A 23,726-nucleotide genomic window follows, 5' to 3' on the forward strand; every position below is an offset into this window, starting at 1 on the left:
CGTCGGATCAGGCCGGAAGCGGCCGGAAGGAGTCATGATGGCGCAGCACCACCTGCACGATGACGAGCACGAGAGTGCTCACCGCACCGTCGAAGCACGCGACGTCGACGCGGGAAGGACAGGTCATCACGTGAGTACGGCCCCTGACGGGCACGCCGGGCACCAGATGCGCGGAGCGCCTGATCCTCACGCAGGCCACAACATGACGGCGGGCGCTGCCGGCCACGGCGGCCACGGCGGCCACGGCGGCCACGGCGGCCACGGCGATCATGTCGGCCAGTTCCGGCGGTTGTTCTGGATCATGCTGGTGTTCGCGGTGCCGGTGGTCGTGTTCAGCGGCATGTTCTCGATGATCCTGGGCTACTCCCTCCCCGACGTTGCGGGGGTCGGCTGGATCTCGCCGGTGCTCGGGACGGTGATGTACGTCTGGGGCGGCCGGCCCTTCCTGCAGGGGGCGGTGTCGGAGCTGCGCTCGAGGACGCCGGGGATGATGCTGCTGATCGCTCTGGCGATCACGGTCGCGTTCCTCGCGTCGTGGGGTGCGAGCGCGGGGCTGCTGGATCACGAGCTGGACTTCTGGTGGGAGCTGGCGCTGCTGATCGTGATCATGCTGCTCGGGCACTGGATCGAGATGCGCTCTCTCGCGCAGACGTCCTCCTCGCTGGACTCTCTCGCGGCGCTGCTGCCGGATGAGGCGGAGCGGGTGCGCGAGGGTGAGGTGGAGAAGGTGTCTCCCGCGGACCTGGTGCAGGGGGATGTCGTGGTCGTGCGTCCCGGCGGCCGGGTGCCGGCGGACGGCCGGGTGCTGGAGGGCACCGCGGACGTGGATGAGTCGATGATCACCGGGGAGTCCCGCCCGGTCAGTCGCGGCCCGGGATCGATGGTCGTGGCCGGCACGGTCGCCACGGACACGGCGTTGCGGGTGGAGGTGACGGCCGTCGGCGACGACACCGCTCTCGCCGGCATCCAGCGCCTGGTCACGGAGGCGCAGAACTCGTCCTCCCGGGCGCAGCGCATCGCTGATGTTGCCGCCGGGTGGTTGTTCTGGTTCGCGTTGGGCGCGGGAGTGATCACCGCGATCGTGTGGTCGCTGCTGGGCAGTCCCGACGAGGCGGTGATCCGCACCATCACGGTTCTGGTCATCGCGTGCCCGCACGCGCTGGGACTCGCGATCCCGCTGGTGGTGTCCATCGCGACCGAGCGGGCCGCGAAGGGCGGCGTCCTCGTCAAGGACCGTCTCGCGTTGGAGAGCATGCGCACGGTGACCACGGTCCTGTTCGACAAGACGGGCACCCTGACCAAGGGCGAGCCGACGCTCGCCGCCGTGCACACTGTCGACGGGGTGAACGAGGAGCAGCTGCTCGCGGTCGCTGCGGCGGTCGAGGCGGACAGTGAGCACCCTCTCGCTCGGGCGATCGTGGCAGCCGCGAACAGCCGCGGCGTGCGGGTGCCGGCAGCGACCGGTTTCCAGGCGTCGACCGCTGTCGGCGTCACGGCGCAGGTCGAGGGGCGTGCGGTGAGCGTGGGCGGTCCGTCGATGCTGCGCGCGCACGACGCTGCCGCGCTCGAGCAGACGCGCGCGTGGGAGGCGGAGGGGATGATCATCCTCCACGTCCTCGCCGGCGGTCGGGTCATCGGGGCTCTCGGGCTCGCGGATGAGGTGCGGGAGGAGTCCCGGCAGGCTGTCGACGCGCTGCACGCGATCGGCGTGCAGGTGGTCATGATCACCGGCGACGCGGAAGCGGTCGCCCGCACCGTGGGCGAGGAGCTCGGCATCGACCGGGTGTTCGCCGGCGTGAAGCCGGAGGACAAGGCCGCGAAGGTCATCGAGTTGCAGCGCGAGGGCCGACGGGTCGCGATGGTCGGTGACGGCGTCAACGACGCTCCCGCTCTCGCGCAGGCCGACGTGGGAATCGCGATCGGCGCAGGCACCGATGTCGCGATCGCATCCGCCGGGGTGATCCTGGCCTCCGATGACCCCCGGTCGGTGCTGTCCGTGATCGAGCTGTCCCGGGCCAGCTACCGGAAGATGAAGCAGAACCTGTGGTGGGCGGCCGGCTACAACCTCCTCTCCGTCCCCCTGGCCGCGGGAGTGCTCGCGCCGATCGGGTTCGTGCTGCCGATGTCGGTCGGGGCTCTGCTGATGTCCGCGTCCACGGTCGTCGTCGCCGTGAACGCGCAGCTGCTGCGCCGCCTGGAGCTGTCCCCGCAGGCCAGCACCCGCGCCGCGCGCGAACGCGACACCAGCCCAGTCCGTCACGAGGAGGGCCGCAGTACCGTCCAGGTGCGCCCGTAGTCGCCGGAGGCGACCACTCCGCGCTCGTCGGCGGCAAGGACCCACTGTTCTTCGCCGTCGACGAGCGCGAACGCCTCCGGCTGCCCCTCGAGGGTTCCGTGGCTCTGCCAGGAGCCCTCGAGAGTTCCCGTCCACAACGTCCCGTCGACGTCGACACCGACCAGCTGCCCGCCGGCACTGCCGTCCACGAGGAACAGGGCGGGCGCGCCGGAGACGGGCCGGAACGTGACCGCGGCGACCTCGCTGACCTGTAAGCCCGTCTCGGTCGTCGCGAACACCCGGTCGGGACGCTCGGGGTCCACGGTCAGATCGCGCAGCGGCAGTTGCGCAGACGGGGTCCATGCGGCGCCGGAGTCGTCGCTGCGGAGGATGACGCCGCGGCTCGCGTCGTACCCGTACACGCGGGTCGCCGCATCGGTGAGAGCGACGGTCGCGAGGTCGTGGAAATCCGTCTCCCCACTCAGGGACACCGGCTCCCAGGTCGCGGCCGCATCGATGCTGCGGATCAGACCCAGGTTGGGTCCTGGCGCGGACCTGTCGGCGGGGTCGGGATGCCCGGAGGCGTAGAACACTCCCTCCGGGGTGATCGTGAACCCCATCGTGTCCTGCGCCCGGCCGGCGACCGGCCCTCCGCCCGCTTCGTCGTCGGTCGGGGTGGGGCTGGCCGGGTAGGTGTCCGGGAGGGTGTCGGTGGGGATCACCCACACTCCCGAGTGCGCAGCCGCGTAGGTGAGCCCGGTCACCGGATCCCAGCCCAGCCCGTGCACGTGCTCCAACCCTGCCGGCGCGGCCACGAGCGCGCCCGTCTCCACGCGGCCTGACGAAACGCAGCCGGTGAGCAGCGCCACCGTCACGGCGGCGCCGACGATGACGGCGAGACGCCGCGTGCGGCGCGAGCGGTGCCCGCAATGCTCAGCCAAGGCCGACACCCAGATCGCTCATGAAGCCTTCCGGGTCCACGGGGCTCCCGTCCACGCGCGTTTCAAAGTGCAGGTGACAGCCGGAGGAGGCGCCGGTGGAGCCCACGAGAGCGATCAGGTCGCCGGCGGCGACCGTGTCACCCACGTCCACGAGCAGGTCGCTGTTGTGCGCGTAGCCGGTCTCGATGCCGTCGCTGCTCGCCAGCAGGATCCAGTTGCCGTAGCTGCCGGCGTAGCCGGCTTCCTCGACCGTGCCGCCAGTCGCTGCGACCACCGGGGTTCCGCAGGGGGCGGCGAGGTCGGTGCCCTTGTGGAACGCGCTCACGCCCGCGACCGGGGCATCCGGGCGAGGACCGAACGTGCTCGAGATGCGCCCCGCGACCGGCACCCGCCAGGTAGCGGACGCGACCTCGCTGTCCTCAGTGGATGCGGCGGACTCTTCTGATGCGTCGTCCACGAGTTCCGTGGCGACGGCGGCGGTCACCAGCACCTCGGGTTTGGCTTCCGCGCCGAACGTGTCCCGGGTGACGGTGAGCTGCACCGCGCCGGCCGCGACGAACGTCTGCGGCTGCGCCTCGCTGACGGCCAGGGTCGTGGTCTTGGTCGGGGTGCCGTCGACGGCGAACGCGGGCATGGAGGAGGTCACCGCGATCATCGTGACGAGAGTCATCGCGGACATCCCAGCCAGGCGCGGCCGCATCGTGGCCGTGCCCGGCGGGGCCGGGCGCGGGCGGGCCGCGACGCGGGCGGCGTGCTGCAACGCCTGCGCGTCGGCTCGCGAGGGCGCCGTGTACGTCACCCGGCGTCCGAGCGTGAGCGCAGCCTGCCGCGGGGAGGCATCGCGGGTGCGGGTTCGGGTGCGGTGCACGTCGCGGCGGCGCGGGTCGCTCGTCGGCGTCGACGCGGCGCTCACCGGGCGACTCCCGAGCGAAGCGGACGGGGGTGAAGAGGAAGGCGGTGCATAGGGGGACGTTTCTGGTTCGAGCGCCCTCAGAGGGCGCGAAGAAGTAGAGGGTGGGGATCGCCAGGTACGGCGACCCCCACCGGGGCGCGGCGGTAGCGCGCACGGGCGCGACGCAGCAGCGCTCCGCCTGCCCAGGAGGGGGAAGGGGCGTCAGAAAGACGGGTCAGCGGGACGCGAGGAGATCCTGCATGGTTGCGATCTCCTCGGTCTGGGTCTGCACGATCGTGTTCGCCATGTCGATGGCGTCCGCGTTCTGGCCCTCGTCGACCTCGGTCTGCGCCATCTCCACGGCGCCCTCGTGGTGCATCATCATCTGCTCGAGGAACAGCGTCTCCGCCTCGGCGCCGGTCGCGCTCTCCAGCGAGGACATGTCCTCGTCGGACATCATCCCGTCCATGCTGTGATCCATGCCCGACATCGAGTCCTCAGCGCCCCACGCGCTGATCCACTCCTCGAGCTGCGCGATCTCCGGACCCTGCGCTTCCTTGATCTGGGTCGCGAGGTCGGTGACGTCGGTGCTGATGCCGTCCTTCGCGAGGATCATGTCGGCCATCTCCACCGCCTGCTCGTGGTGGGGCTTCATCATCTGCGCGAACATCACGTCCTGATCGTTGAAGTCCGCCTCCGCCGCAGCAGTCGAAGACGGCGACGCGGACGCGGACGAGGAGGAGCTGCTGTGGTCCATGCCGCCCGTGCCGGAGCTGTCCGAGCAGGCGGCCAGAGTAATTGCGGTCGCCAGAGCGAGAGTCGAGGCGAGAAGAGTGCGCTTGGTGTTCATGAGTGTCGTATCCGTTCAGTAGGTAGCAGGAATCGCCGGAACCGCGCCCTGCGGGCGGGGTGATGAGGTCGCAGCGGACGCTGCGACGACAGGCGAATCAGGTGCGACTGATCGACAACACCGTCAACGACGGCAGATACACATGGAACTTCGCGCGCGGAACGAGCAGCAGAAGACGCGGACCCGCGTCGAGCACGCGCGCGAACAGCGCCGGCACCCGGGCCAGGAGGATCAGGGACGCGAGGAAGAAGACGATGACGCACGTCGCCGCCATCAGAGCGCACCCCATCGCGCAACTGTCATCACACGGCACCATCGGCACGACCGCGCCCTGATCGGCGCCAGCCACGAGAGCCATCCCGCCTGTCGACGCAGCTACCGGGTCGGCGTGAGCATCGGTCTGCGCATGCGTGTGTCCTGCGGACACAGACGCGTCGGAATGGCTGCCCATCATCGAGTGCATCGCGAACACGCCCAGCAGCAGAGCCGCCAACGTCAGCACCACGACCACCGCGCGCATCAGCGGCGCGGACAGCTTAGAAACGACGCTGTCGCTCATGATCCACACCTCCGACACTGCTCGTCACTCGTCCGAGGGCATCAGAAGGGACGCCCATGCATACCCCCCTAGAGTATGCAGAAAGCAGCCGGAGCGGCTGAAAACCCCCTCCGTACCCGTCCGCCCCGCGCAGCAGCGGACGAGCTGCACCAGCACCCGGGGGATGAGGACACCGTGACCGAGCAGACGAGCGAGCAGACCGACATCACCGGCGCCCACGGCTACATCTCCGACAAGGACCAGTACCTCCGCCGCCTTCGCCGCATCGAGGGGCAGGCTCGCGGCCTGCAGAACATGGTTGAAGACGAGCAGTACTGCATCAAGATCCTCACCCAGATCTCCGCGATGACCAGCGCCCTCGAGTCCGTCGCGCTCGGTCTCCTGAACGACCACCTGAACCACTGCGTCCTCGAGGCCGCCGCAGCCGGCGGCGACGAAGCGAAGATCAAGCTGCAAGAAGCCTCCGACGCCATCGCGCGGCTCGTCCGCTCCTGACGTTCAAGTGCGCAACCCGCCCTGAATGACGCCGGCGGTCCTCGACGCAGCGGGATACCGGCGCCCTGGCTAAGCGTTCCCGCTTGTCCTTCGACGGCTTCACGGCAGTTCGATCCGCTGCGATCCGTGGGATGAGGCGAACGAACACGACCGCAGTAGCGCCGCAGCCTGGCGCAGGCGTGCCGAGGTGAGCGATGACATCGGCTATCGGGGCAGCAGTTCGGTTCGTAGGGTCGGACTTATGGAACCGTCTCGACAGCTACCCGCCATCGGCGCCCCGGCCTCCCGCGCGCTCGAGGAAGCGGGCGTGCATGATGCGGACGACCTGCGGCGGGTGGGCCTGGACCACCTCGCGACCCTCCATGGGGTAGGACCTAAGGCTCTCCGACTTCTCCAGCAGACCCTCGACGCCGACGCGCGCAAGCGGTGACAGCCGATCGATCGGGTGCTCTCCATGCACCCCGAGCATGTGTGTTCCTGCGACATGCTCGCGCCTTTGAGCTGTCCGGAGCGGCCCGTCCGGGCTGTTCTGCCGCCAGTGGTGGCGGGGGTCGCTGACATGATGACGGGGTGCTGATCGCGTACCTGGACGAGTCCTACACACAGGACTTCTACTTCATCGGCGCTGCCGTGACGACACAGGAGAAGTGGGAGCAGCTCGAGCACGGCTACGCCGCTCTCCGGGAGCAGATCGCCGCGGATCACGGGGTGCCGGCGGATGTCGAGTTTCACGGGCACGAGCTGATGGGCGGCGCCGGCGAGTGGGCTCCTCTGCGCGGGAAGCATCGTGAGGCGGCGGGCATCTACGCGGCCGCGCTGCGCATCGCGCAGGAGGCAGAAGTCCGCTACCTGTTCCGGGGCGTGGACGTGAAGCGCCTGAACGCCCGGTACCGGTACCCGGAGCAGCCGCACAAGATCGTGCTGCAGCACCTGCTCGAGCGGGTGAACGAGTACCGCCGTGACGTCTTCTCCTTCGATACCGAGGAGGTGATCGTCGTCGCCGACGAGATCGCGACGCAGGAGGAGCACCGGCGGCAGTTCGAGAGCTACCGGTCACTGGGCACGCCGGGCTACCTGACGAGCCGCCTTAACCTGATTTCCTCCCCGATCCAGTTCGCGTCCTCGAGGAACGCCGCCGGGGTGCAGGCGGCCGACCTCGCGATCTACCTGCACCGGCGTCGGCAGACGGTGACGGAGACGCACCCGAAGTCCGCGGCGACGATGACGCGCCTGGGCGCTCTGATCGACGCGTCGACGTCGCACGACCGGATCTGGACGCCTTAAAAACGAAGACCCCGCTAGGCGGGGTCTTCGGCTGGCAACGTTCCGGGAACCGGCCCGTTGTGACGATCACGATACACGCGGATCCTGGACGAGTCACGGCGTCACGGGCGCCGCCGCTCGATGAGGATCGTGTCGCGCCAGCGGCCAGCCTCCGGCCCGTACGTCATCTGCGCGATGCGCTCCCGGATGCCCACACGCCGGAATCCAGCGCGGTCGTGGAGGGCGAGACTGGCGGTGTTCTCGGGGAAGATGCTCGACTGGATCGTCCACAGGTCCGCGTCGTCCGCCGCGGCGATGAGCGCGGCCAGCAGCCTCGATCCGACGCCGCGGCCACGTGCAGCGGCGGCGATGTAGACGGAGTGCTCGACCACGCCCGGTAGACGGGGCGGGCCGAGACCTTCGACAACGCGGCCCAGCCGAGGATCTGTTCTCCGTCGACGGCGACCAGGCGCCCGACGTCGAGCTTCCCCGCGTCGAACGCCTCCCGCGTGGGCGGTTCGGCCTCGAAGGTGGCGTGCCCGGTCGCGATCCCCTCGCGGTAGATCGTCTCGACCGCCGCCCAGTCTCCGGGGGTCATCGGCCGGATCGCGGTCATGAGCAGCAGCTCCCTCCGGCGGATCCGATGTCGGTGGAGCAGACGCCGGTTTCGGGGAGCACGAGCTGGACGCGCCGGGCGGCGGCGTGATCGCCGGCGAGTTCGTCCGCGATGGAGCGGACCTGCTCGTAGCCGGTGGCGAGCAGGAAGGTCGGCGCACGGCCGTACGACTTCATCCCGGCGATGAAGAAGTTCGGCTCGGGGTGGGCGAGTTCCGCGACGCCGTGGGGGTCGACGGTGCCGCAGGAGTGCAGGTTCGGGTCGATGAGCGAGGCGAGGGCGCGGGGTGCTTCCACGATCTCGTCCAGGGAGACGCGGATCTCGCGCAGCATGTCGAGGTCGGGCCGGAACCCGGTGGCCTGCACCACGACATCGACTTCCACGCTCTCGCGCTCCTTCCGGCGGCGCCCCATCACCGTGACGCCGCCGGAGGGGGTCTTCTCGAGGCGGTCGATTTCGAAGCGGTCCAGGAGGGTGATCGCGCCGTCGCGGACGAGCTGGTGGACGGTGCCGCCGAGCTTGCCGCGCTCCTCGAGCTCGTCGTCGCCGGAGCCGAAGACGCGCACCGGGCTCGTGCCGCGGATCGCCCACGTGATCCTCGTCTCCGGTTCCTCGCGGGCGAGTCGAGCGAGCTTGATCAGGGTGTTCGCGGCGGAGTGGCCGGCGCCGACGACGAGGACGCTTTTCCCGGCGAACCGGGCACGGTCCGCACCGAGCACGTCCGGCAGTGCGTGGCTGAGGTGCTCCGCGACATCAAGGACACCGATTGGGTCAAGGCCCGCGGAGGCGAGCGCGTTGGGCGTGGAGTAGGTGCCGGAGGTGTCGATGACCGCGCGCGCGGTGACCTCGACGGCGCCCTCCGGAGTGTCCAGGCGCAGCAGGAACGGGGTCGCAGCGCGGCCGGTGGAGCGGGTGCGATCCATGCCCTCACGAGAGACGGCGGTGACACGGGAGCGGTAGCGGATGACCGGGGCGAGCTCCGGGGTCGCGGCGAGAGGAGCGAGGTAGTCGCGGACGAACTCGTGCCCGGTGGGCAGCTTCTTCGCTGCGGGGGCCTCCCAGCCGGCGGCGTCGAGCAGGCGCCCGGCGGCCGCGTCGACCAGGAACTCCCACGGGGAGAACAAGCGAGTGTGACCCCACTGCTGCACAGCGGCACCTGCGCTCTCACCCGCCTCGTAGACGATGACGTCGAGGCCGCGCTCGAGCAGCTGCGCGGCGGCGGCGAGACCCACGGGGCCGGCGCCGATGACGGCGACGGGCAGGCCGGTGAGGCGGCGCTCGTCGGTGCGGGGCGGGACGGTCAGCAGCAGGGTCATCAGGTGCACTCCTCAACATCGACGGTCATCGATGGATCGAGTCTGCCCCGGCATATCGATGGCTGTCAATGTGTGGGAGGGTGGAGGCATGGCGACGACCGAGCTGACTCTCACCGCGGCGGCGGCCGCGTGCTGCGCGCCGCTCGCGCGCGAGCCGCTGAGCGCCGAGGGCGCGGAGCTGCTGGCGCGAGCGTTGAAGGCGATGGCGGATCCGGCGAGGCTCCGCCTGGTGTCGATCGTGGCGTCGAGCAGCTCGGGCGAGGTGTGCGTGTGCGACTTCACGGAGCCGGTCGGGCTGAGTCAGCCGACCGTGTCGCACCACTTGAAGATCCTCGTGGACGCCGGGATCCTGGCCCGCGAGAAGCGCGGCACGTGGGCGTACTTCTCCCTCGTCCCCGGCGCGCTCGACTCCCTCGCCGGGATGCTCACCCGCGTCTGATCAGGCGGCCGTGACCCTCGCCGCGAGAGCGTCGACGCGCGCGGCGAGCTCGTCGTAGGCCGCATCGAACGCAGCATCCGTGCCGGCAGGTACCGGGTCGGGGATCGACCAGTGCAGCGCGTCCGAGCCGAGTTCCTCGTGCGCGGCGTCGCAGACGGTGATCACGAGGTCTGTGTCGGCGGCGACGTCCGCGAGCTGCTGCGGGGCTCCTTCGGGTAGCGGGAGGCCGTGGCGTTCGGCGGTCGCAATCGCTCCGGCGGCCACCGCGGCGGCCGGGTGGGTGCCGGCGGAGGCGACGGGGATGGGGCTGCGCTGCGCCCAGAGCTGCGCGGCGAGCTTGGAGCGGGCGGAGTTCGCGGTGCACACGAACAGCACTCGCCGCGCTGCGGCGGTGGTCGAGGGCCCGAGCTGGTCGAACGCCCCGGGGATCAGATGGACGTAGCTGCGGCGCCGGTCCGCCTCCGAGCGGCGACGGAGGATCATGCCTTCGCGCTCGAGGACGGCGAGGTGGTGCGCGACGAGGTTCGAGGGCATCCCAAGACGGTCCTGCAGCTCCCGCGGCGCGAGGTCTCCGAGGGTGAGCAGGTCGGTGATCCGCAGGCGCGCGGGGTCGCTGAGGGCGGCGTGCCGGGCGGCGCGCGCTTCGAGTTCGGTTCGCTCGGTGTTCATTGACTCAATCTTGACTGAGTGATCGTGAGCGGTCAAGATGGCCGACGACATGGACACCACTTCCCCTCCTCCGCTCGCTCGTCGGGCCGTGGCCGAGTTCCTCGGCACCGGTCTGCTCGTGGCGATCGTCGTCGGCTCCGGCATCGCCGCTCAGACGCTCTCCCCGGACGACGTCGGTCTGCAACTGCTGGAGAACTCCCTCGCGACCGCGCTGGGGCTGGCGGTGCTGATCCTCACTCTCGGCCCGGTGTCGGGGGCGCACTTCAATCCGCTCGTCTCCGCCGTGGACGCGGTCCTCGGTCGTCGCGACCGCACCGGCCTGCTGGGGCGGGAGCTGGCGGTGTTCGTGGGCGCGCAGCTGCTCGGAGGCATCGGCGGCGCGGTCCTCGCGAATGCGATGTTCGAAATCCCGTCCTCGATCGCGACGACGGAGCGGGTCACTGCCGGGCACCTGCTCGGGGAGGTCGTCGCCACCGCGGGCCTGGTCCTCGTGATCCTCTCCCTCGCCCGTACGCACCGAGGCCCGCTCGCGGCGGCCGCGGTCGGCGCGTACATCGGTGCCGCGTACTGGTTCACGTCCTCGACCTCGTTCGCGAATCCCGCCGTGACTCTCGGCCGCGTCTTCACCGACACCTTCGCCGGCATCGCCCCCGCCTCCGTCCTGCCGTTCGTCGCTGCGCAGCTCGTCGGCGCCGCGATCGGCGTCGGCATCGCCGTGTTCCTCTTCCCGGGCGCCGCCCGGGCCGCCGGGGACCTTGTGGTCCCGGCCACCTCGACCTCTTCACACGTCTGATTCGAAAGGCCCATCTGATGCATCTCGTCGCTATCGGCGGCAGCGACGCGGGGATCTCCGCCGCGCTGCGCGCCCGCGAGCTCGACCCGTCCGTCGACGTGACCGTCGTCGTCGCCGACTCGTACCCGAACTTCTCCATCTGCGGGATCCCGTACTACTTCTCCCGCGAGGTGCAGCCATGGCAGTCGCTTGCGCACCGCAGCCACGCCGATCTCGAAGCCACCGGCATGACCCTGCGCCTGGACACCTTCGCGACGGACATCGACGTCGCCGGGCAGCAGCTCACCGTCCGCACCCCCGACTGCTCGCTCGACCGGATCGGGTACGACGAGCTGATCGTCGGCACCGGCGCCCTCGCCTCCTCCGCCGGCATCGCGGGAGTGGACGCACTGGGGCCGGAGGACGGAGTGCACGTGCTGCACTCGATGGGCGACACCTTCGCGCTCGAGCGGTTCCTCGACAGTCGAGACCCGCAGACCGCGATCATCGTCGGCGCCGGCTACGTCGGCCTCGAGATGGCCGAAGCCCTCACCGTCCGCGGCCTCCGAGTCACCCAGCTCCAGCGCGGCCCGGAAGTGCTCTCCACCCTCGACCCCGAACTCGGCGCCCTCGTCCACACCGAACTGACCGAGCGCGGCGTCGAGGTTCTCACCCGCACCACCGTCGCCTCGATCGAGAAGACCGCCACCGGCCTCGCCGTGCACGCCGACCACGACGGCACACCTCTCACCCGCACCGCTGACGTCGTCCTCCTCGTCGTCGGCGTGAAGCCGAACACCGACCTGCTCGCCCGCGCCGGAGCGTCTCTCGGCGCCGGCCGCGCGGTCGTCGTCGACGAGGCGATGCGCACGGGCCTGCCGCACGTGTTCGCGGCAGGCGACGGAGTGACCACGCACCACCGTCTGCTCGGCAGCACCTACCTGCCGCTGGGCACCACGGCCCACAAGCAGGGACGGGTGGCCGGCGAGAACGCTCTCGGCGGCGATGCCCGGTTCGCCGGCTCGGTCGGCACGCAGGTCGTGAAGGTCTTCGACCTCGTCGCCTCCCGCACCGGCCTTCGCGAGCACGAGGCCCTCGCCGCGGGCTTCGCGCCGGCGACGACGAGCGCGGTCGCGGACGACCACAAGCGCTACTACCCGGGCGCGCAGCCCATCACGATCCGCATCACCGGCGACACCCGCGACGGACGTCTGCTCGGCGCGCAGCTCGTCGGACGCCTCGGCACCGAGACCGCCAAGCGCGTCGACACGTACGCGACCGCCCTGTTCGCCGGGCTCACCGTCGAGCAGGTCTCCGACCTCGACCTCTCCTACACACCCCCGCTCGGCTCCCCCTGGGACGCCGTGCAGATCGCCACCCAGACCTGGACCCGCACCACCACCGGAAGCAGCATCCCCGCATGACCGAGAAGCCCACCGTCCTCTTCCTCTGCCAGCACAACGCCGGCCGCTCCCAACTCGGCGCAGGCCTGCTCGAAGTCCTCGCCGGCGACCGCTACACCGCCACCTCCGCCGGTCTCTCCCCCGCCGAGACGGTGAACCCCGCGATCGCTGCGACCGTCGCCGAGCTCGGCCTCGACATCAGGAACCACATCCCCCGCGCCGTCACCGTCGAGGACCTCGAGAACGCGGACATCGTCATCACCATGAAGCCCGGCCTCACCCTCCCCGCAACGCCGACCGGCCGATTCCTGGAGTGGAAGTTCCCCGACCCGACCGACTGGAGCACCGAGAACGTCCGCCCCCTCCGCGAGGCCGTCGCCGCCCGGATCCAGACCGAACTCCTCACCTAGACGCGTCAGGCGGCCGCAAGGGCGATGGTGGGTCTGCTCCTCGATGGCGACTCTGGACCGTGCTGCAGAAGCGGGGTGACGGGATCGTTCGGCCGGGGCGGGGTGGGGTTGAAGGTCGTCTGGTCACGGAAGATCGCCCAGATGACGTTCATACGGCGCCGGGCGAGAGCGATCAGAGCCTGCTTGTGCGACTTCCCCTCCTGGCGTTTCCGATCGTAGAACGAGCGCGAGACCGGGCAGTTCCTCGACGCGATGAACTCCGCCTGGAAGCAGGCGTTCAACAGCCGCCGGTCATAGCGACGTGGCCGGTGATGGTTGCCGGAGATCTTCCCGGAGTCCCGCGGCACGGGAGCGAGACCCGCGAAGCTGGCCAACCGGTCGGGCGTCTCGAACGCGGCGAGGTCAGTACCGGTCGCGGCAAGGAAATCCGCGGCGAGCCTGCGCCCGAACCCAGGAATCGACACCAGAAGATCCGCGGATCTGCTGTCCTGCAAAGCGGCTTCGATCTCCCCGTCGAGCTCGGCGACCTCGTCGCGGATGCGGAGGAGATCACGCGCGGACCGGCTCACCAGCCGAGCCGCTGCCCCCTCCCCCACGACGACCGATGTCTGCTCGCGCGCGGCTTCCACCGCCGTCTTCGCGACCGCCGCGGATTTCCAGCAGCCCTGTCCCTTCAACCACGCCGCCAGCCGGCTCTCCCCCATGCGCCGGATCGCACCGGGGGTCGCGTACCGGGTGAGCAGCACCAGAGGTCCCCTGGTCGTCGCGTAGTTGAATGCCCCCTCGAGCGACGGAAAGTAGTGGACCAGGATGGCGCGCAGGCGATTCACGGCGCGGGTGCGATCGTGCACCAGGTCTTCTCGTCGCGCCGAGAGCAGGCGCAGTTCCGCCGTGACCTCGTCGGCCTGGCGCATCAGCGTCACGTCTCGCCGGGTCCGCGCTTGGTCGGCGATGATGACCGCGTCCTTCGCGTCTGTTTTGGCTTCGCCGCGGTAGGCGCCCGAGGCGTGATGCACGACGCGGCCTGAGATGTAGAACAGCGGCTGCGCATGCGAGTGCAGGAGCGTCTGCAGCAGCCCTGTCCCGCCGTGGTTGAGGTCCGTTGCCCAGGCGACGTCGGTGCCGCCTGGCAGGGAGGCGACGTCTCCCATCAGGGTCAGGATCGCCGTTTCTCGGTTCTTGAACCGTTGGGAGAGCAGCTTGGTTCCGTTGGCGTCGATGACGACGCAGTGGTGTTCGGTCTTGCCGGCGTCGATACCGGCCCAGAGTTGGGGCACGCAGGGTCCTTCCGTTGAGGGTGCGGTGCGCCGTGAACGACCTTGCCGGCATGTCCTTACGGGGCGATCTGGTCGCGTTTCTCAATGAGCGGTCCTGCCGTTGCGGGGTCCCGGGCGGCTAATCACGGCGTGCCATCAGTCGGCTGAAGGCGGTCAGCCATACCCGGGACCCCTGGCGCGTTCCGGAGCCTACAACTGCCCCGGATCCACGGAAATAACGGTAAGGAAGGCGGTTTTCCGCCTTCGCGACTGGAGGGCGTAGTGCAACCCGGAGGGCGGCGGAGTAGAGAGTTTCGGCGCGAGATAAGGGAGCGCAGCGACCGCGTGCCGAAAGTCTCGGAGGAGCCGGTGGCGCAGCCACTTGCGCGGAGAGCTCCGGTCGCAATGAGGGAGCGCAGCGAACGAGCCGCCGGAGGCTTCACGGCAAAGAAACGTGAGCCCACCGGGCGAGCCGGAGCGGCCGGCGCAGGCGGACGGGCCTCCGGGCGGCGTTCCATCGCCGCTGCGCGAGCACAGCTCGCGGCCCGGAACGGGATGCTTGGGAAGGGTGAGAGCCGCCCCTTCACGGGCCGCCCGAAGGCCGGCCCTCGCCCGATCCGCTCGGCGAGGACGTCTCCGTGGCGGCCTCGCGGGCTACATCGAGTTCGGCGGCGGTGTGGTGCCCCTGCACGTCGGAGTTGTTCACCTTGTAGGGGCGAGTGCCGTCGTTCCAGTCGAGCGCGACGGTCACGCTCTTGGGGTTCACGCGGGTGACGACGTGCCAGCCGAACCGGTGCTTGATCATGTCGCCCTTGGCGCTTGTCTCGCGGCTGTGGATCGTGACCTGTCCCGCGGCGGTCTGCGCCTCGCGGACGACCAGCCAGTACGACTTCGAGCCCGACGCTCTGCGCACACTCGCCCCACGAATCGAGCACGGGATGCAAGCCGCGAGCGGGGTCGGTCGGGCTGCTGGCGGTCGTCGGATCACGTCAACCAGTAAGCGCGCTGCGCGTCCCTCCGGGATGCCCTCTGGGGCACTCCTGACGACCACCCGCCTCCGGCATCGCACCGCTTATCGGATGGATGGCCTCGATGCGTGTTCAAGCGAAACGACTCAGGTTGAAAGCCGTGTTGCCGACGCGTGCGACCCTGTCGAGATGCACGCCCCTCGGAGACATTTCCTGGCGATAGGCACGGCGTTCATCCGGCTCCTACGCCTAGGATTCGCCCGAGGGACGGTGAGTCATGGCGAGTTGGAAGAAGCTCCACGGCACGACTCTCACCGGCCTGGCTACAGCTTTCAGCGCTCGGCTTGAAAGCGAAGGCCATGCGCCGGGTCAGCTCGCCGGGACTCAGCCTCGCGGTCGGAGCGGCGGGCGTGGCCTACTGGCTCGCCAGCCCTTCAACTTTTGACCAGCTCCCCTCCCGTTTAAAGAGAATGCGAGTCTGACAATCTTCCCTTAGGGAATCCGCAGCAAGTCTGGTAAAAACTGCCGTCGGGCGCGTAGCGCCGAACCCTCTATGACGCAACGATCGCTCGAGGTCGACAGCATCGTCGACTGAATCGCTACTGAGCGACAGTCTCAAATAGCGGTCCGTAGGTGAGCGATGGAGCCTCACCCAATCGCTCGGCCAGAGGTGTCAGGCGCTCTTGCAAGGGGTTACCCGCCAGCACGTGATCCCAGGCCGTCAGCGCTCGCACGAGTAGCGCCGAGGCCACGCGCAACCACATGTCCGCTTGCGGATGGCGGGCCTGATCGAACCAGCCGAAACCGGAAGGGCTGCCTGGATCTGCAGCCGTGTAGAGGTCCACGATTTTCGCGCCGGCGTGACTCACCCCGGATGCCATCCGGAACAGCACGTACAGGCGATCCGTGCCCGTGACGGACCTCGCCCTCTGCTGGAAGTCGTTGTCGGTCGTGTACTCACCGAAGCGGTTGAGCAGCTCTTTCGCGCGAGCCAGCTCCGCCCCGACCAGGTCCGGTTTCAGGTCGGGATTGGCCTGGCGAATGTTGTTGAGCAGCTTGCGCCTCGCCTCCGCACCTTCCCGCGTGAACCCCTTCCAGCCGTCCGGTGCCTTCAGGAGCCAAGCTGCGGTCGTCGCATCCTCCATCAGCGTGCGTATGACGGGAACAGCCGCGAGCGGCTGCTTCGCTTCATACAGCGTTGCGATCGCCCGGCCGCAGTCGACGGCGTGCGCGACGAGCGCTCGAACGGCGATGACGGTCTGCGTGTTCACAGGGGTGGAGTACTTCGTCACGGGATTGGCAGCGTGGTCGTCCCAGAGGACGCAGAGGCGACGCAGCGTATCGGTCGACTTCGTCTCCTCGAGCCACTGCTGGCGCCTCGTGTCAGCGCGCCGCTCCTTGGCGTCGCTTCGACGCCGTTGGTCTCGGGCGCGGCTCACTTCACGCGTCCCGAGGCATCATCAGCGTCGCATCAGCGATCCGAGCGTCCGCCACTGCGGCACGCTGCACCGCGCGGTACACGGTCCACCGCGCCACACAATACTGCTGCGCGAGCTTCGCGATCGAGTGGTTGCAGGACCGGTACTCCGCCACGAGGTGACCTTCGATTCTCGGGCTCAACTTGGGCTTCTTCCGTCGGAGCCGACCCTTCTCCTTCGCAACCTTCATCCCCTCCCGGGTTCGAGCGCGGATCAAGTCGCCCTCGAACTCAGCGATCATCGCCAAGACGTTGAATAGCAGCCGACCGATCGGATCTATCGGGTCATTCACCGTGCCGCCGATTCTCAGCCGCGCTCCCTTGCGTGTCAGCTCATCAGCTATGTCGCGGGCAACACTAATCGATCGGGCCAGGCGGTCGAACTTCGTGACAAGGAGGGTCGATCCGTCATGGCAGGCGGCCAGGGCCGCGGCCAGCGCAGTGCACGCGCGATTGGAGCCCGTGGGGCCCGAGTCGACGTAGAGGCGATCAGCCGGGACGCCGGCGGCCGCGAGCGCGTCGCGCTGCACCTGCGCGTCTTGCTTGTCAGTAGAAACGCGGGCATAGCCAACGAGGTCGGTCATTCTGACATTGTCCCAGTGAGCATCCCCCAACCGGACAATTCACCAGGCGAGTCTAACGGAAAGAAAAGAAAGGCTTCTCGGCGCGGAGGCGTGCAGGCGTGCAGGCGTCCGCAGCGTCCGGTGAACTATCTCTTTGCGGGACCGGCAGGCAGCAGGCTCGACGGGACATCCTCACGCTCCCAGCGAACAGAGAGGGTGTCCCTGCTACGGGCTGGCAGAATGAACACAACAACAGGTCGGACCCGCGGATTCGCAGGTGCCGGCCCAGCAACGGAGACACCCACACTGACGCCGCGCAAGCGATCGTCAATCGGACTAGCCGCGCAAGCGGTGGATCTCACGTTCTGCGAAAGACCTTCCTCACCGAAGATCGTCGAGTCACATGCTCCGCGTCCCGCGACGTCGAGCCGAAACCGCTCAGACGATGCATCCCGGCGCGGAAGTAGCAACGCCCCTAGTAGTCAATCGATCTAGGCGCGACTGCGCGGGCTGTCGCGCCGGCATCGAGACTCTTGTGAGCGACTTCCTCGCCGCGACCGGCACGGTCGTAACCTTCTCCGCCCTTCTGAGCGGACTCGCGACCTTCGGGCCGTGGGTCGTCGGAATCGTCTGCGCTCTTTTCCTGCTGGTCATGCTGGGGTCGCGGACAATCGACCTAGTGGCGCGGGCGATCGATACCGTCGTTGTGCCGCTCGTAGCCCTGTTCGGGAACAAGACCAGGAGCGGTAATGCCCGGGCTGTACTCGAATCGCGCTCCGGCGCCGTTGAGCCTAGGAGGAAGGGACCCTCGTGAGCGGGCGTCTCTAGCTGAGGAGCTGCACGAGGACGTCGGCGGCGACGTCCTCGCCCTCGATAGGGGGGAATCCGCTGACGGTCCCGGTCGCGTCGACGCCGAGCGAGGAGTCCGGGAACCGGGCGACGAGGGAGGCGCCACGATCCGTGACGTGGGTGCCCAGATCACGTCGAGCCGCCCTCGCGCCAGAGCCGATCGCCTGCTCGTGCGACTTCCCCTCGCCGCGTGTCCGGTCGTCGAGAACTCGTGACTCGGTCGTCTGCTGCACGCTGACCATCGCTGCGAGGCAGCAGGCGCGCGGTCCCGAGTACCGCCCGGTGACGATCGGGGACGGCTGCTGGATCGGAGCCGGCGCGATCGCGCTTCCCGGGATCACGGTGGCCGCGGGCTGCGTCAGCGCCGCGGGCGCCGTCGTCCCGTCCGACTCGGAACCGCACGGCCTCTCCGATGGGGCGCCGCGCCTGCGCGATCTCGACGAGTAGCCGGTCGCGGCGTACGGCCGGCTCAGCCGTCCCCTCCGCCCGGGATGTCCCGGACGACGCTTCAGCGCGGGTCCAGCCGGGTCGCCGCACCACCGCCCGAGGAGCGGCTGTGGAACCACGGTGCGTGGGAGTCGGCGTGATTCCCGCCGAGCACGGCGTCGCTCAGGTGCGCCCGCGTCTTCTCGCGCCGGCGCTTCATCGCCGAGGCCCAGGACCGGGTCGCGGAGCAGACCGCCTGACGACGGCGCTCCCTGGCCGCTCGTGCGCACGTCGCCGTGCGCGCGAGCGGCCCCGCGGAGGGATCAGAACAGGCCGCGCGGGGGCTCGATCGAGGCGAGGACGCCGGGAGCGGCGATCACGCTGAGGCGGCCGACCTCCTCCGGGGTCAGCTCGGGCAGGCGCTGCGCGAGGTCGAGGAAGCGCTCGATCTCGGACTCCTCGAGCACGTCGGCGGCGAGCGTGCGGAACTTCGACACGTACTGCTCGCGGCTGAACGGATGCGCGCCCAGCGGGTGCGCGTCCGCCACCGCGATCTCGTCGACGATCGTCGTGCCGTCCGTCATCAGGATCTCGACGCGCGCGCCGAACGCCTTCTCGCCCGGATCGGTGGAGTGGTAGCGGCGGGTCCACTCCGCGTCCTCCTGCGTGGTGACCCGGTGCCAGAGCGCGATCGTGTCGGCGCGGGCGGCCCGCTCGGGGGCGTAGCTGTGCACGTGGTGCCAGGCGCCGTCCTGCAGCGCCACCGTGAAGATGTACGGCACGGAGTGGTCCAGCGTCTCGCGGGACGCGGCCGGGTCGTACTTCTGCGGGTCGTTCGCGCCCGAGCCGATCACGAAGTGCGTGTGGTGCGAGGTGTGCAGGACGATCCGCTCGACTCGCTCGGGATCGGCGGCCTCGGGGTGCGTGCGGTGCAGGCGGCGGGCGAGGTCGATCAGCGCCTGCGCCTGGTACTCGGCCGAGTGCTCCTTCGTGTACGTGTCGAGGATCGCGCGCTTGGCCTCGCCGCGGTCGGGCAGCGGGACGTCGTAGCTCGCGTCGGCGCCGTCGAGCATCCAGGCGATGACGCCGTCCTCGCCCTCGTAGATCGGCGACGGGCTGGTCTCGCCGCGCATCGCCCGGTCGACCGCCTCGATCGCCATCTTCCCCGCGAAGGCCGGCGCGTACGCCTTCCAGCTCGAGATCTCGCCCTTGCGCGACTGCCGCGTGGCGGTCGTCGTGTGCAGGGCCTGCGCGACGGCCTGCTCGATCGTCGCGACGTCGAGGCCGAGCAGCGTGCCGATCCCGGCGGCGGCCGAGGGGCCGAGGTGCGCGACGTGGTCGATCTTGTGCCGGTGCAGGCTGATCGCGCGCACCAGGTCGACCTGGACCTCGTATCCGGTGACGATGCCGCGGACGAGCTGCGCCCCGCCGATGCCCGCGTGCTGGGCGACGGCGATCAGCGGAGGGATGTTGTCGCCCGGGTGCGAGTACTCGGCCGCCAGGAACGTGTCGTGGTAGTCGAGCTCGCGCACGGCGACTCCGTTGGCCCAGGCCGCCCACTCGGGCGACACCCGGCGGGCCGGGTCGACGCCGAGGACGACCGAGCCCTGGCCGCCGATGGAGGCGGGGTGCGCGAGAGCCTGCGCGCGGGCGGCGACGACCGGGCGGCGCAGGAGCGACGCGGTGGCGACGGCGGCGTTGTCGATGACCCGGTTGACCACCATCTCGGCGACCTCGTCGTCGATCTCGACCGGATCGGCGGCGACCTCGGCGAGCGCGTGGGCGAGCTGCCCGTGTCGCGGGAGCTCCTCGTCGCTGCGGTGGACGCGGACGTGGTGTTCGTGCACGGGCGGCTCCTTCGTCTCTCCCCCAGGCTATCGCCCGCCTCCGGCCCGGGCCGCGCGGGCAGAATGGGCGGATGTCCTCCCCCACGCGCGTCGCGGCGCTCGACTGCGGCACCAACTCCCTCCGCCTGCTGATCGCCGATGTGGAGGGCGGCCGCCTCCGGGACGTCCAGCGCCGCACCGAGCTCGTGCGGCTGGGCCGCGGGGTCGACCGCACCGGCCGCTTCGACCCGGCCGCGCTCGAGCGGACCCTCGCCGTCACCCGCGAGTACGCGGCCGCCGCGCAGGAGGCCGGCGCCGAGCGCCTCCGCTTCGTCGCCACCTCGGCCACCCGCGACGCCGCCGACCGCGAGGACTTCCTCGCCGCCGTCGAGCGGATCCTCGGCGTCACCCCGGAGACGATCTCCGGCGAGGAGGAGGCGCGGCTCTCCTTCCGCGGCGCGGTCTCGGCCGTCGACTCCGCCCGGCCCGTGCTGGTCGTCGACCTCGGCGGCGGCTCGACCGAGCTCGTGCTCGGCGGAGCGGAGCCGGAGCAGGCGCACTCGATGGACGTCGGCAGCGTCCGCCTGACCGAGCGCCACCGCCGGGCCGCCGCACCGACGGAGGGCGAGCGCGCGGCGATCCGGGCGGACGTGCGCGCCGCGCTGGCCGCCTCCTCCGTCGACCTCTCGCAGGCCCGGAGCGTCGTCGGCGTCGCCGCGACCGTGCTCACGATCACCGCGCACGTCCTCCGCAGCACCGACCGCGCCGCGCTCGAGACGTCCCTCCCCCTCTCCGACGTCCTCGCCGCCTGCGACGAGCTCGCCGCGCTGTCTCCGGAGGGGACGGCGGCCCTCCCCTGGGTCCGCCCGGGGCGCGAGGACGTGCTGGCGGCCGGCGCGCTGGTCTGGGGCGAGGTCCTCCGCGCGGTCCACGAGGCGTCGCCGGGCGTCGACCGGGTCCGCTCGACCGCGCACGACATCCTCGACGGCATCGCGCTCGGCCTCGCCTGACGCCCGCGCGGGTCAGGCGGTGAGGGCGCTCCCGGAGTCGCGCGGGAGCCGGGCGGCGGCGGCGAGCGGCACGAGGGTCAGCACCGCGAGGGCGAGGAAGGCGACGCGGTACGGGACGAGGCCGGGCCCGATCGCGGTGCCGACGGCGAGCGCCACCGCGCCCACCGCGACTCCGAGTCCGGCCGCGATCTGCTGCGTGGTGGCGTTGAGGGTGTTCGCGCCCGACATCCCCTCCTGCGGGACCTCGGCGAACGTGACGGTGTTGTAGGCCGTGAAGCCCGCCGAGCGGGCCACTCCGCTCAGCACCAGCAGCGCCACCACGAGCGCCACCGGAGTCGCCGGCTCGAGGAACGCCATCGCCGCCATGCACGCCGCCCCGACCGCGCTCGCCGCGACCAGCACCCCGCGGAAGCCGAGGCGCCGCAGCAGCGGAGTCGTGGCCGGCTTGATCGCCAGGTTGCCGGCGAAGAGCGCCAGCACCACGGAGCCGGCCTGCACCGGGCTCCAGCCGAACGCGTCCTGGAACAGCAGCGGGAGCAGGAACGGCACCGCGTTCACGGTCGCCCGGTAGAGCGATCCGCTCGCGTTGGCGACCCGGAAGGTGCGGAAGCGGAAGGCGTCGAGCCGCACGAGCGGATTCTCGGCGCGGCGCAGGTGCCGCACGGCGAGCGCCGTCACGACCGCGCCGACGAGCAGCGGCGCCACCGCCCGCCCGTCGAGCTCGGAGCCGGTGAGGAGCCCCGCCGCTCCGACCAGCGCGCCGAGCCCGACCGCGACGAGCACCAGCCCCGTGACGTCGAGCGGGGGCGGCGCGCTCTCGGCGGTGGCGGGGACGATCCGGCGCGCGATCGCGAACGCGACGACCCCGAGGGGCAGGTTGATCAGGAAGATCCAGTGCCAGGAGGCGACGGTCGTGAGCAGCCCGCCGAGGAACGGCGCGATCACGGGGGCGACGAGTCCCGGCCAGACCAGGATCGCGATGGCGTGGATGATCCCCTCCCGCGGAGTCGCCCGCAGCACCGCGAGCCGGCCGACCGGCACCATCAGCGCGCCGCCGACGCCTTGCAGGACGCGGGCGCCGACCAGCAGCGGCAGCGTGGGGCTGAGCGCGCAGAGCAGGGAGGCGAGGGTGAAGACGGCGATCGCGGTGGTGAAGACGCGGCGCACGCCGAAGCGCTCGCTGAGCCAGCCCGAGGCCGGGATGAGCACGGCGACGGTGAGGAGGAACGCGGTGACGGTGATCGAGACCGCGGCGGAGTCGACGCCCAGGTCGGCGGCGATCGCGGGCGCGGCCGTCGTCACGATCGTGGCGTCGAGGTTCTCCATGAAGAAGCAGCCGGCGACGAGCAGCGCGAGGGAGCGGTGGCGGGGGTCCGTGCTGTCCTCCTCGGCGTCAGGCTGTCGGCGGCGAGCGTAGCGCGGCGACGGCGCGGCCGCCGGGCGGGTACCGTCGCAGCATGAGCGCTGCAGCCGAGACCAGGACGATCCAACTCCGACGCTACGAGCTGATGGACGGGGTGATGGACGACTTCCTCGCCTGGTTCCCCGAGCGGATCGTGCCGGCGCGCGAGGCCCACGGCTTCCGGATCGAGTTCGCCTACGCCGACCGCGAGGTGAACGAGTTCGTCTGGGCGGTCAGCACGGCCGGCGACGCCGACGCGTTCGCCGAGGTCGAGCGGGCGTACCTGGCCTCGCCCGAGCGCGACGCCGCCTTCGCGGGCGAGCCGAAGCGCGTCGCGGTGCAGCACGTGCGGCTGGTCGAGCGGATCGTCTGACCCGGGCGGCGTCCGACCGGGGCGCCGTCGGGTCCGAGCACCGTCAGCTCCGGGCGCCGTCAGCTCCGGGCGCGCCGCACGGCCGCGAGGACGCCGCGGACCACGAGCGTCCCGACCGCGATCGACCCGATCGCTCCGGTCAGGCGCGCCCAGACGTGCTTCGGCCGGTCGATCCCGGCACGGTCGGCGGGCGAGGGGAGCGAGGCGGGCGCGAGCGTGCGGCCCGCGGCTCCCGCCTCGGCCATGTGGGCGAGCCGGCGCACGGCCTCGCGGTTGCGGATCCAGAGGAACGAGTGCATCAGCGGCTTCGGGACGAGCGTGCCCGGGCCCTTCACGGGCGCCTCGTGCATCCGCACCTTCGCGCCGCGGGCGTGCGGCTCGACCTCGACGCGCACCCGGGCCTCGCCGAGCGGCCAGCCGGCGGCCTGGATGACCATCCGGCGCGGCGGGTCCCACTCGAGGACCGTGGTGCGGTCGTCGATCACGAGCGGCCACAGGCCGAAGGAGTGGTGCAGCTGCGAGCCCACGTGCGGGAAGTCGGCGTCGACCTTCCGCATCCGCGACGCGCCGACGACCCAGCTCGGGAACAGCCAGCCGGAGGCGAGCACCGCGAAGACGGACTCGGGCGGGCAGTGGACGACGCGGGTGGTGCGGGACATCGCGGGCTCCTTCGAGT

26 protein-coding genes and 1 pseudogene are annotated in these 23,726 nt (G+C 70.6%); 11 read left to right on the forward strand and 16 right to left on the reverse strand.

Annotated elements, in window-relative coordinates:
• The first annotated feature begins 202 nt into the window (after positions 1-202).
• On the forward strand, positions 203-2,296 hold the full coding sequence (locus C5D66_RS11515) for a heavy metal translocating P-type ATPase (RefSeq protein WP_374953324.1): 2,094 nt from the start codon (positions 203-205) through the stop codon (positions 2,294-2,296).
• Here the strand turns inward: C5D66_RS11515 and C5D66_RS11520 are convergent.
• The 4 genes from C5D66_RS11520 to C5D66_RS11535 form a co-directional block, all read right to left on the reverse strand.
• Positions 2,257-3,216, reverse strand: a complete 960-nt coding sequence (locus C5D66_RS11520; protein ID WP_146079323.1) for a F510_1955 family glycosylhydrolase — start codon at positions 3,214-3,216, stop codon at positions 2,257-2,259. The genes C5D66_RS11515 and C5D66_RS11520 overlap by 40 nt on opposite strands.
• Positions 3,209-3,871, reverse strand: a complete 663-nt coding sequence (locus C5D66_RS11525; protein WP_146078442.1) for a M23 family metallopeptidase — start codon at positions 3,869-3,871, stop codon at positions 3,209-3,211. The genes C5D66_RS11520 and C5D66_RS11525 overlap by 8 nt, the downstream gene beginning before the upstream one ends.
• A 472-nt stretch (positions 3,872-4,343) precedes the next feature.
• Entirely contained in the window at positions 4,344-4,958 is a 615-nt protein-coding gene (locus C5D66_RS11530) for a DUF305 domain-containing protein (RefSeq protein ID WP_104256095.1), read from the reverse strand.
• 97 nt (positions 4,959-5,055) lie between these two features.
• The gene (locus tag C5D66_RS11535; RefSeq protein WP_146078443.1) at positions 5,056-5,517 is read right to left on the reverse strand and encodes a hypothetical protein; all 462 of its coding nucleotides are present in this window, start codon (positions 5,515-5,517) and stop codon (positions 5,056-5,058) included.
• Between the two features lie 174 nt (positions 5,518-5,691).
• Between C5D66_RS11535 and C5D66_RS11540 the strand changes: the two genes are divergently transcribed.
• Both C5D66_RS11540 and C5D66_RS11550 read left to right on the forward strand, forming a co-directional pair.
• Positions 5,692-6,012 (forward strand): metal-sensitive transcriptional regulator, encoded by a 321-nt coding sequence (locus tag C5D66_RS11540; RefSeq protein ID WP_055794478.1) that lies wholly within the window; start codon positions 5,692-5,694, stop codon positions 6,010-6,012.
• Positions 6,013-6,582: 570 nt separating this feature from the next.
• Positions 6,583-7,296: a DUF3800 domain-containing protein gene (locus C5D66_RS11550; RefSeq protein WP_055794482.1), complete on the forward strand. Its 714-nt coding sequence runs from the start codon at positions 6,583-6,585 to the stop codon at positions 7,294-7,296.
• Between the two features lie 101 nt (positions 7,297-7,397).
• Here the strand turns inward: C5D66_RS11550 and C5D66_RS11555 are convergent.
• Together C5D66_RS11555 and C5D66_RS11560 are read right to left on the reverse strand one after the other, a co-directional pair.
• A pseudogene (locus C5D66_RS11555) lies at positions 7,398-7,891 on the reverse strand (GNAT family N-acetyltransferase).
• The gene (locus tag C5D66_RS11560; RefSeq protein ID WP_104256096.1) at positions 7,888-9,207 is read right to left on the reverse strand and encodes an FAD-dependent oxidoreductase; all 1,320 of its coding nucleotides are present in this window, start codon (positions 9,205-9,207) and stop codon (positions 7,888-7,890) included. Before C5D66_RS11560 ends, C5D66_RS11555 begins: the two are co-directional and overlap by 4 nt.
• A gap of 88 nt (positions 9,208-9,295) precedes the next feature.
• On the opposite strand from C5D66_RS11560, the gene C5D66_RS11565 reads away from it, so the two are divergent.
• A complete protein-coding gene (locus tag C5D66_RS11565) occupies positions 9,296-9,646 on the forward strand; it encodes a helix-turn-helix transcriptional regulator (protein WP_055794488.1) in 351 nt (116 codons plus the stop codon).
• Here the strand turns inward: C5D66_RS11565 and C5D66_RS11570 are convergent, their stop codons facing one another.
• A complete protein-coding gene (locus C5D66_RS11570; protein WP_055794490.1) occupies positions 9,647-10,315 on the reverse strand; it encodes a helix-turn-helix domain-containing protein in 669 nt (222 codons plus the stop codon).
• A 49-nt stretch (positions 10,316-10,364) separates the two neighbouring features.
• Between C5D66_RS11570 and C5D66_RS11575 the strand changes: the two genes are divergently transcribed.
• From C5D66_RS11575 to C5D66_RS11585, 3 genes are read left to right on the forward strand one after another with little or no spacing between them, the layout of a single operon-like run.
• Entirely contained in the window at positions 10,365-11,108 is a 744-nt protein-coding gene (locus C5D66_RS11575) for an MIP/aquaporin family protein (RefSeq protein ID WP_181028834.1), read from the forward strand.
• Between the two features lie 17 nt (positions 11,109-11,125).
• On the forward strand, positions 11,126-12,511 hold the full coding sequence (locus C5D66_RS11580) for an FAD-dependent oxidoreductase (protein ID WP_055794493.1): 1,386 nt from the start codon (positions 11,126-11,128) through the stop codon (positions 12,509-12,511).
• Positions 12,508-12,900 (forward strand): low molecular weight phosphatase family protein, encoded by a 393-nt coding sequence (locus tag C5D66_RS11585; protein WP_055794495.1) that lies wholly within the window; start codon positions 12,508-12,510, stop codon positions 12,898-12,900. Before C5D66_RS11580 ends, C5D66_RS11585 begins: the two co-directional genes overlap by 4 nt.
• A 5-nt stretch (positions 12,901-12,905) precedes the next feature.
• Here the strand turns inward: C5D66_RS11585 and C5D66_RS11590 are convergent, their stop codons facing one another.
• The 4 genes from C5D66_RS11590 to C5D66_RS11605 all read right to left on the reverse strand — a co-directional run bounded on the left by C5D66_RS11590 (position 12,906) and on the right by C5D66_RS11605 (position 17,185).
• Positions 12,906-14,177, reverse strand: a complete 1,272-nt coding sequence (locus C5D66_RS11590; RefSeq protein WP_258063899.1) for an IS110 family transposase — start codon at positions 14,175-14,177, stop codon at positions 12,906-12,908.
• Between the two features lie 562 nt (positions 14,178-14,739).
• The gene (locus C5D66_RS11595; protein WP_104256098.1) at positions 14,740-15,069 is read right to left on the reverse strand and encodes a hypothetical protein; all 330 of its coding nucleotides are present in this window, start codon (positions 15,067-15,069) and stop codon (positions 14,740-14,742) included.
• Between the two features lie 654 nt (positions 15,070-15,723).
• Positions 15,724-16,395 (reverse strand): DUF5677 domain-containing protein, encoded by a 672-nt coding sequence (locus C5D66_RS11600; protein ID WP_146079324.1) that lies wholly within the window; start codon positions 16,393-16,395, stop codon positions 15,724-15,726.
• A 169-nt stretch (positions 16,396-16,564) separates the two neighbouring features.
• Positions 16,565-17,185, reverse strand: coding sequence for a recombinase family protein (locus C5D66_RS11605; protein WP_104256100.1), 621 nt, complete (start codon positions 17,183-17,185; stop codon positions 16,565-16,567).
• Positions 17,186-17,699: 514 nt separating this feature from the next.
• Between C5D66_RS11605 and C5D66_RS11610 the strand changes: the two genes are divergently transcribed.
• Positions 17,700-17,978 (forward strand): hypothetical protein, encoded by a 279-nt coding sequence (locus C5D66_RS11610; protein WP_104256101.1) that lies wholly within the window; start codon positions 17,700-17,702, stop codon positions 17,976-17,978.
• 10 nt (positions 17,979-17,988) lie between these two features.
• Here C5D66_RS11610 and C5D66_RS17490 read toward each other — a convergent pair whose 3' ends face one another.
• A complete protein-coding gene (locus C5D66_RS17490) occupies positions 17,989-18,246 on the reverse strand; it encodes a hypothetical protein (RefSeq protein WP_146083186.1) in 258 nt (85 codons plus the stop codon).
• A 49-nt stretch (positions 18,247-18,295) separates the two neighbouring features.
• On the opposite strand from C5D66_RS17490, the gene C5D66_RS17495 reads away from it, so the two are divergent.
• Positions 18,296-18,460, forward strand: a complete 165-nt coding sequence (locus C5D66_RS17495; RefSeq protein WP_258061468.1) for a hypothetical protein — start codon at positions 18,296-18,298, stop codon at positions 18,458-18,460.
• A 61-nt stretch (positions 18,461-18,521) separates the two neighbouring features.
• Here the strand turns inward: C5D66_RS17495 and C5D66_RS17185 are convergent, their stop codons facing one another.
• Positions 18,522-18,659, reverse strand: a complete 138-nt coding sequence (locus C5D66_RS17185; protein WP_181028835.1) for a hypothetical protein — start codon at positions 18,657-18,659, stop codon at positions 18,522-18,524.
• 103 nt (positions 18,660-18,762) lie between these two features.
• Positions 18,763-20,286, reverse strand: coding sequence for an MmgE/PrpD family protein (locus tag C5D66_RS11620; RefSeq protein WP_104251037.1), 1,524 nt, complete (start codon positions 20,284-20,286; stop codon positions 18,763-18,765).
• A 71-nt stretch (positions 20,287-20,357) separates the two neighbouring features.
• Between C5D66_RS11620 and C5D66_RS11625 the strand changes: the two genes are divergently transcribed.
• A complete protein-coding gene (locus tag C5D66_RS11625) occupies positions 20,358-21,275 on the forward strand; it encodes an exopolyphosphatase (protein ID WP_104326909.1) in 918 nt (305 codons plus the stop codon).
• A 12-nt stretch (positions 21,276-21,287) separates the two neighbouring features.
• On the opposite strand, the gene C5D66_RS11630 is transcribed toward C5D66_RS11625, so the two are convergent.
• A complete protein-coding gene (locus tag C5D66_RS11630) occupies positions 21,288-22,601 on the reverse strand; it encodes an MFS transporter (protein WP_104256452.1) in 1,314 nt (437 codons plus the stop codon).
• A gap of 131 nt (positions 22,602-22,732) precedes the next feature.
• On the opposite strand from C5D66_RS11630, the gene C5D66_RS11635 reads away from it, so the two are divergent.
• Entirely contained in the window at positions 22,733-23,050 is a 318-nt protein-coding gene (locus C5D66_RS11635) for an NIPSNAP family protein (protein WP_104224531.1), read from the forward strand.
• 59 nt (positions 23,051-23,109) lie between these two features.
• Here the strand turns inward: C5D66_RS11635 and C5D66_RS11640 are convergent, their stop codons facing one another.
• Positions 23,110-23,709: an SRPBCC domain-containing protein gene (locus C5D66_RS11640; RefSeq protein ID WP_104233566.1), complete on the reverse strand. Its 600-nt coding sequence runs from the start codon at positions 23,707-23,709 to the stop codon at positions 23,110-23,112.
• Positions 23,710-23,726: the final 17 nt, after the last annotated feature.

Origin of the sequence: Rathayibacter sp. AY1B4 (genome assembly GCF_002932815.1) — a bacterium.
Lineage (GTDB): Bacteria > Actinomycetota > Actinomycetes > Actinomycetales > Microbacteriaceae > Rathayibacter.

Bases quoted from the DNA above. Each gene is read 5' to 3' on its own strand.
- C5D66_RS11525 (WP_146078442.1), bottom strand. From the start codon at position 3,871: ATGATCGCGGTGACCTCCTCCATGCCCGCGTTCGCCGTCGACGGCACC.
- C5D66_RS11515 (WP_374953324.1), top strand. From the start codon at position 203: ATGACGGCGGGCGCTGCCGGCCACGGCGGCCACGGCGGCCACGGCGGC.
- C5D66_RS11630 (WP_104256452.1), bottom strand. From the start codon at position 22,601: ATGGAGAACCTCGACGCCACGATCGTGACGACGGCCGCGCCCGCGATC.
- C5D66_RS11560 (WP_104256096.1), bottom strand. From the start codon at position 9,207: ATGACCCTGCTGCTGACCGTCCCGCCCCGCACCGACGAGCGCCGCCTC.
- C5D66_RS11625 (WP_104326909.1), top strand. From the start codon at position 20,358: ATGTCCTCCCCCACGCGCGTCGCGGCGCTCGACTGCGGCACCAACTCC.
- C5D66_RS11575 (WP_181028834.1), top strand. From the start codon at position 10,365: ATGGACACCACTTCCCCTCCTCCGCTCGCTCGTCGGGCCGTGGCCGAG.
- C5D66_RS11530 (WP_104256095.1), bottom strand. From the start codon at position 4,958: ATGAACACCAAGCGCACTCTTCTCGCCTCGACTCTCGCTCTGGCGACC.
- C5D66_RS11570 (WP_055794490.1), bottom strand. From the start codon at position 10,315: ATGAACACCGAGCGAACCGAACTCGAAGCGCGCGCCGCCCGGCACGCC.
- C5D66_RS11580 (WP_055794493.1), top strand. From the start codon at position 11,126: ATGCATCTCGTCGCTATCGGCGGCAGCGACGCGGGGATCTCCGCCGCG.
- C5D66_RS11605 (WP_104256100.1), bottom strand. From the start codon at position 17,185: ATGACCGACCTCGTTGGCTATGCCCGCGTTTCTACTGACAAGCAAGAC.
- C5D66_RS17185 (WP_181028835.1), bottom strand. From the start codon at position 18,659: ATGAAGCGCCGGCGCGAGAAGACGCGGGCGCACCTGAGCGACGCCGTG.
- C5D66_RS11535 (WP_146078443.1), bottom strand. From the start codon at position 5,517: ATGAGCGACAGCGTCGTTTCTAAGCTGTCCGCGCCGCTGATGCGCGCG.
- C5D66_RS11565 (WP_055794488.1), top strand. From the start codon at position 9,296: ATGGCGACGACCGAGCTGACTCTCACCGCGGCGGCGGCCGCGTGCTGC.
- C5D66_RS11640 (WP_104233566.1), bottom strand. From the start codon at position 23,709: ATGTCCCGCACCACCCGCGTCGTCCACTGCCCGCCCGAGTCCGTCTTC.
- C5D66_RS11585 (WP_055794495.1), top strand. From the start codon at position 12,508: ATGACCGAGAAGCCCACCGTCCTCTTCCTCTGCCAGCACAACGCCGGC.
- C5D66_RS11635 (WP_104224531.1), top strand. From the start codon at position 22,733: ATGAGCGCTGCAGCCGAGACCAGGACGATCCAACTCCGACGCTACGAG.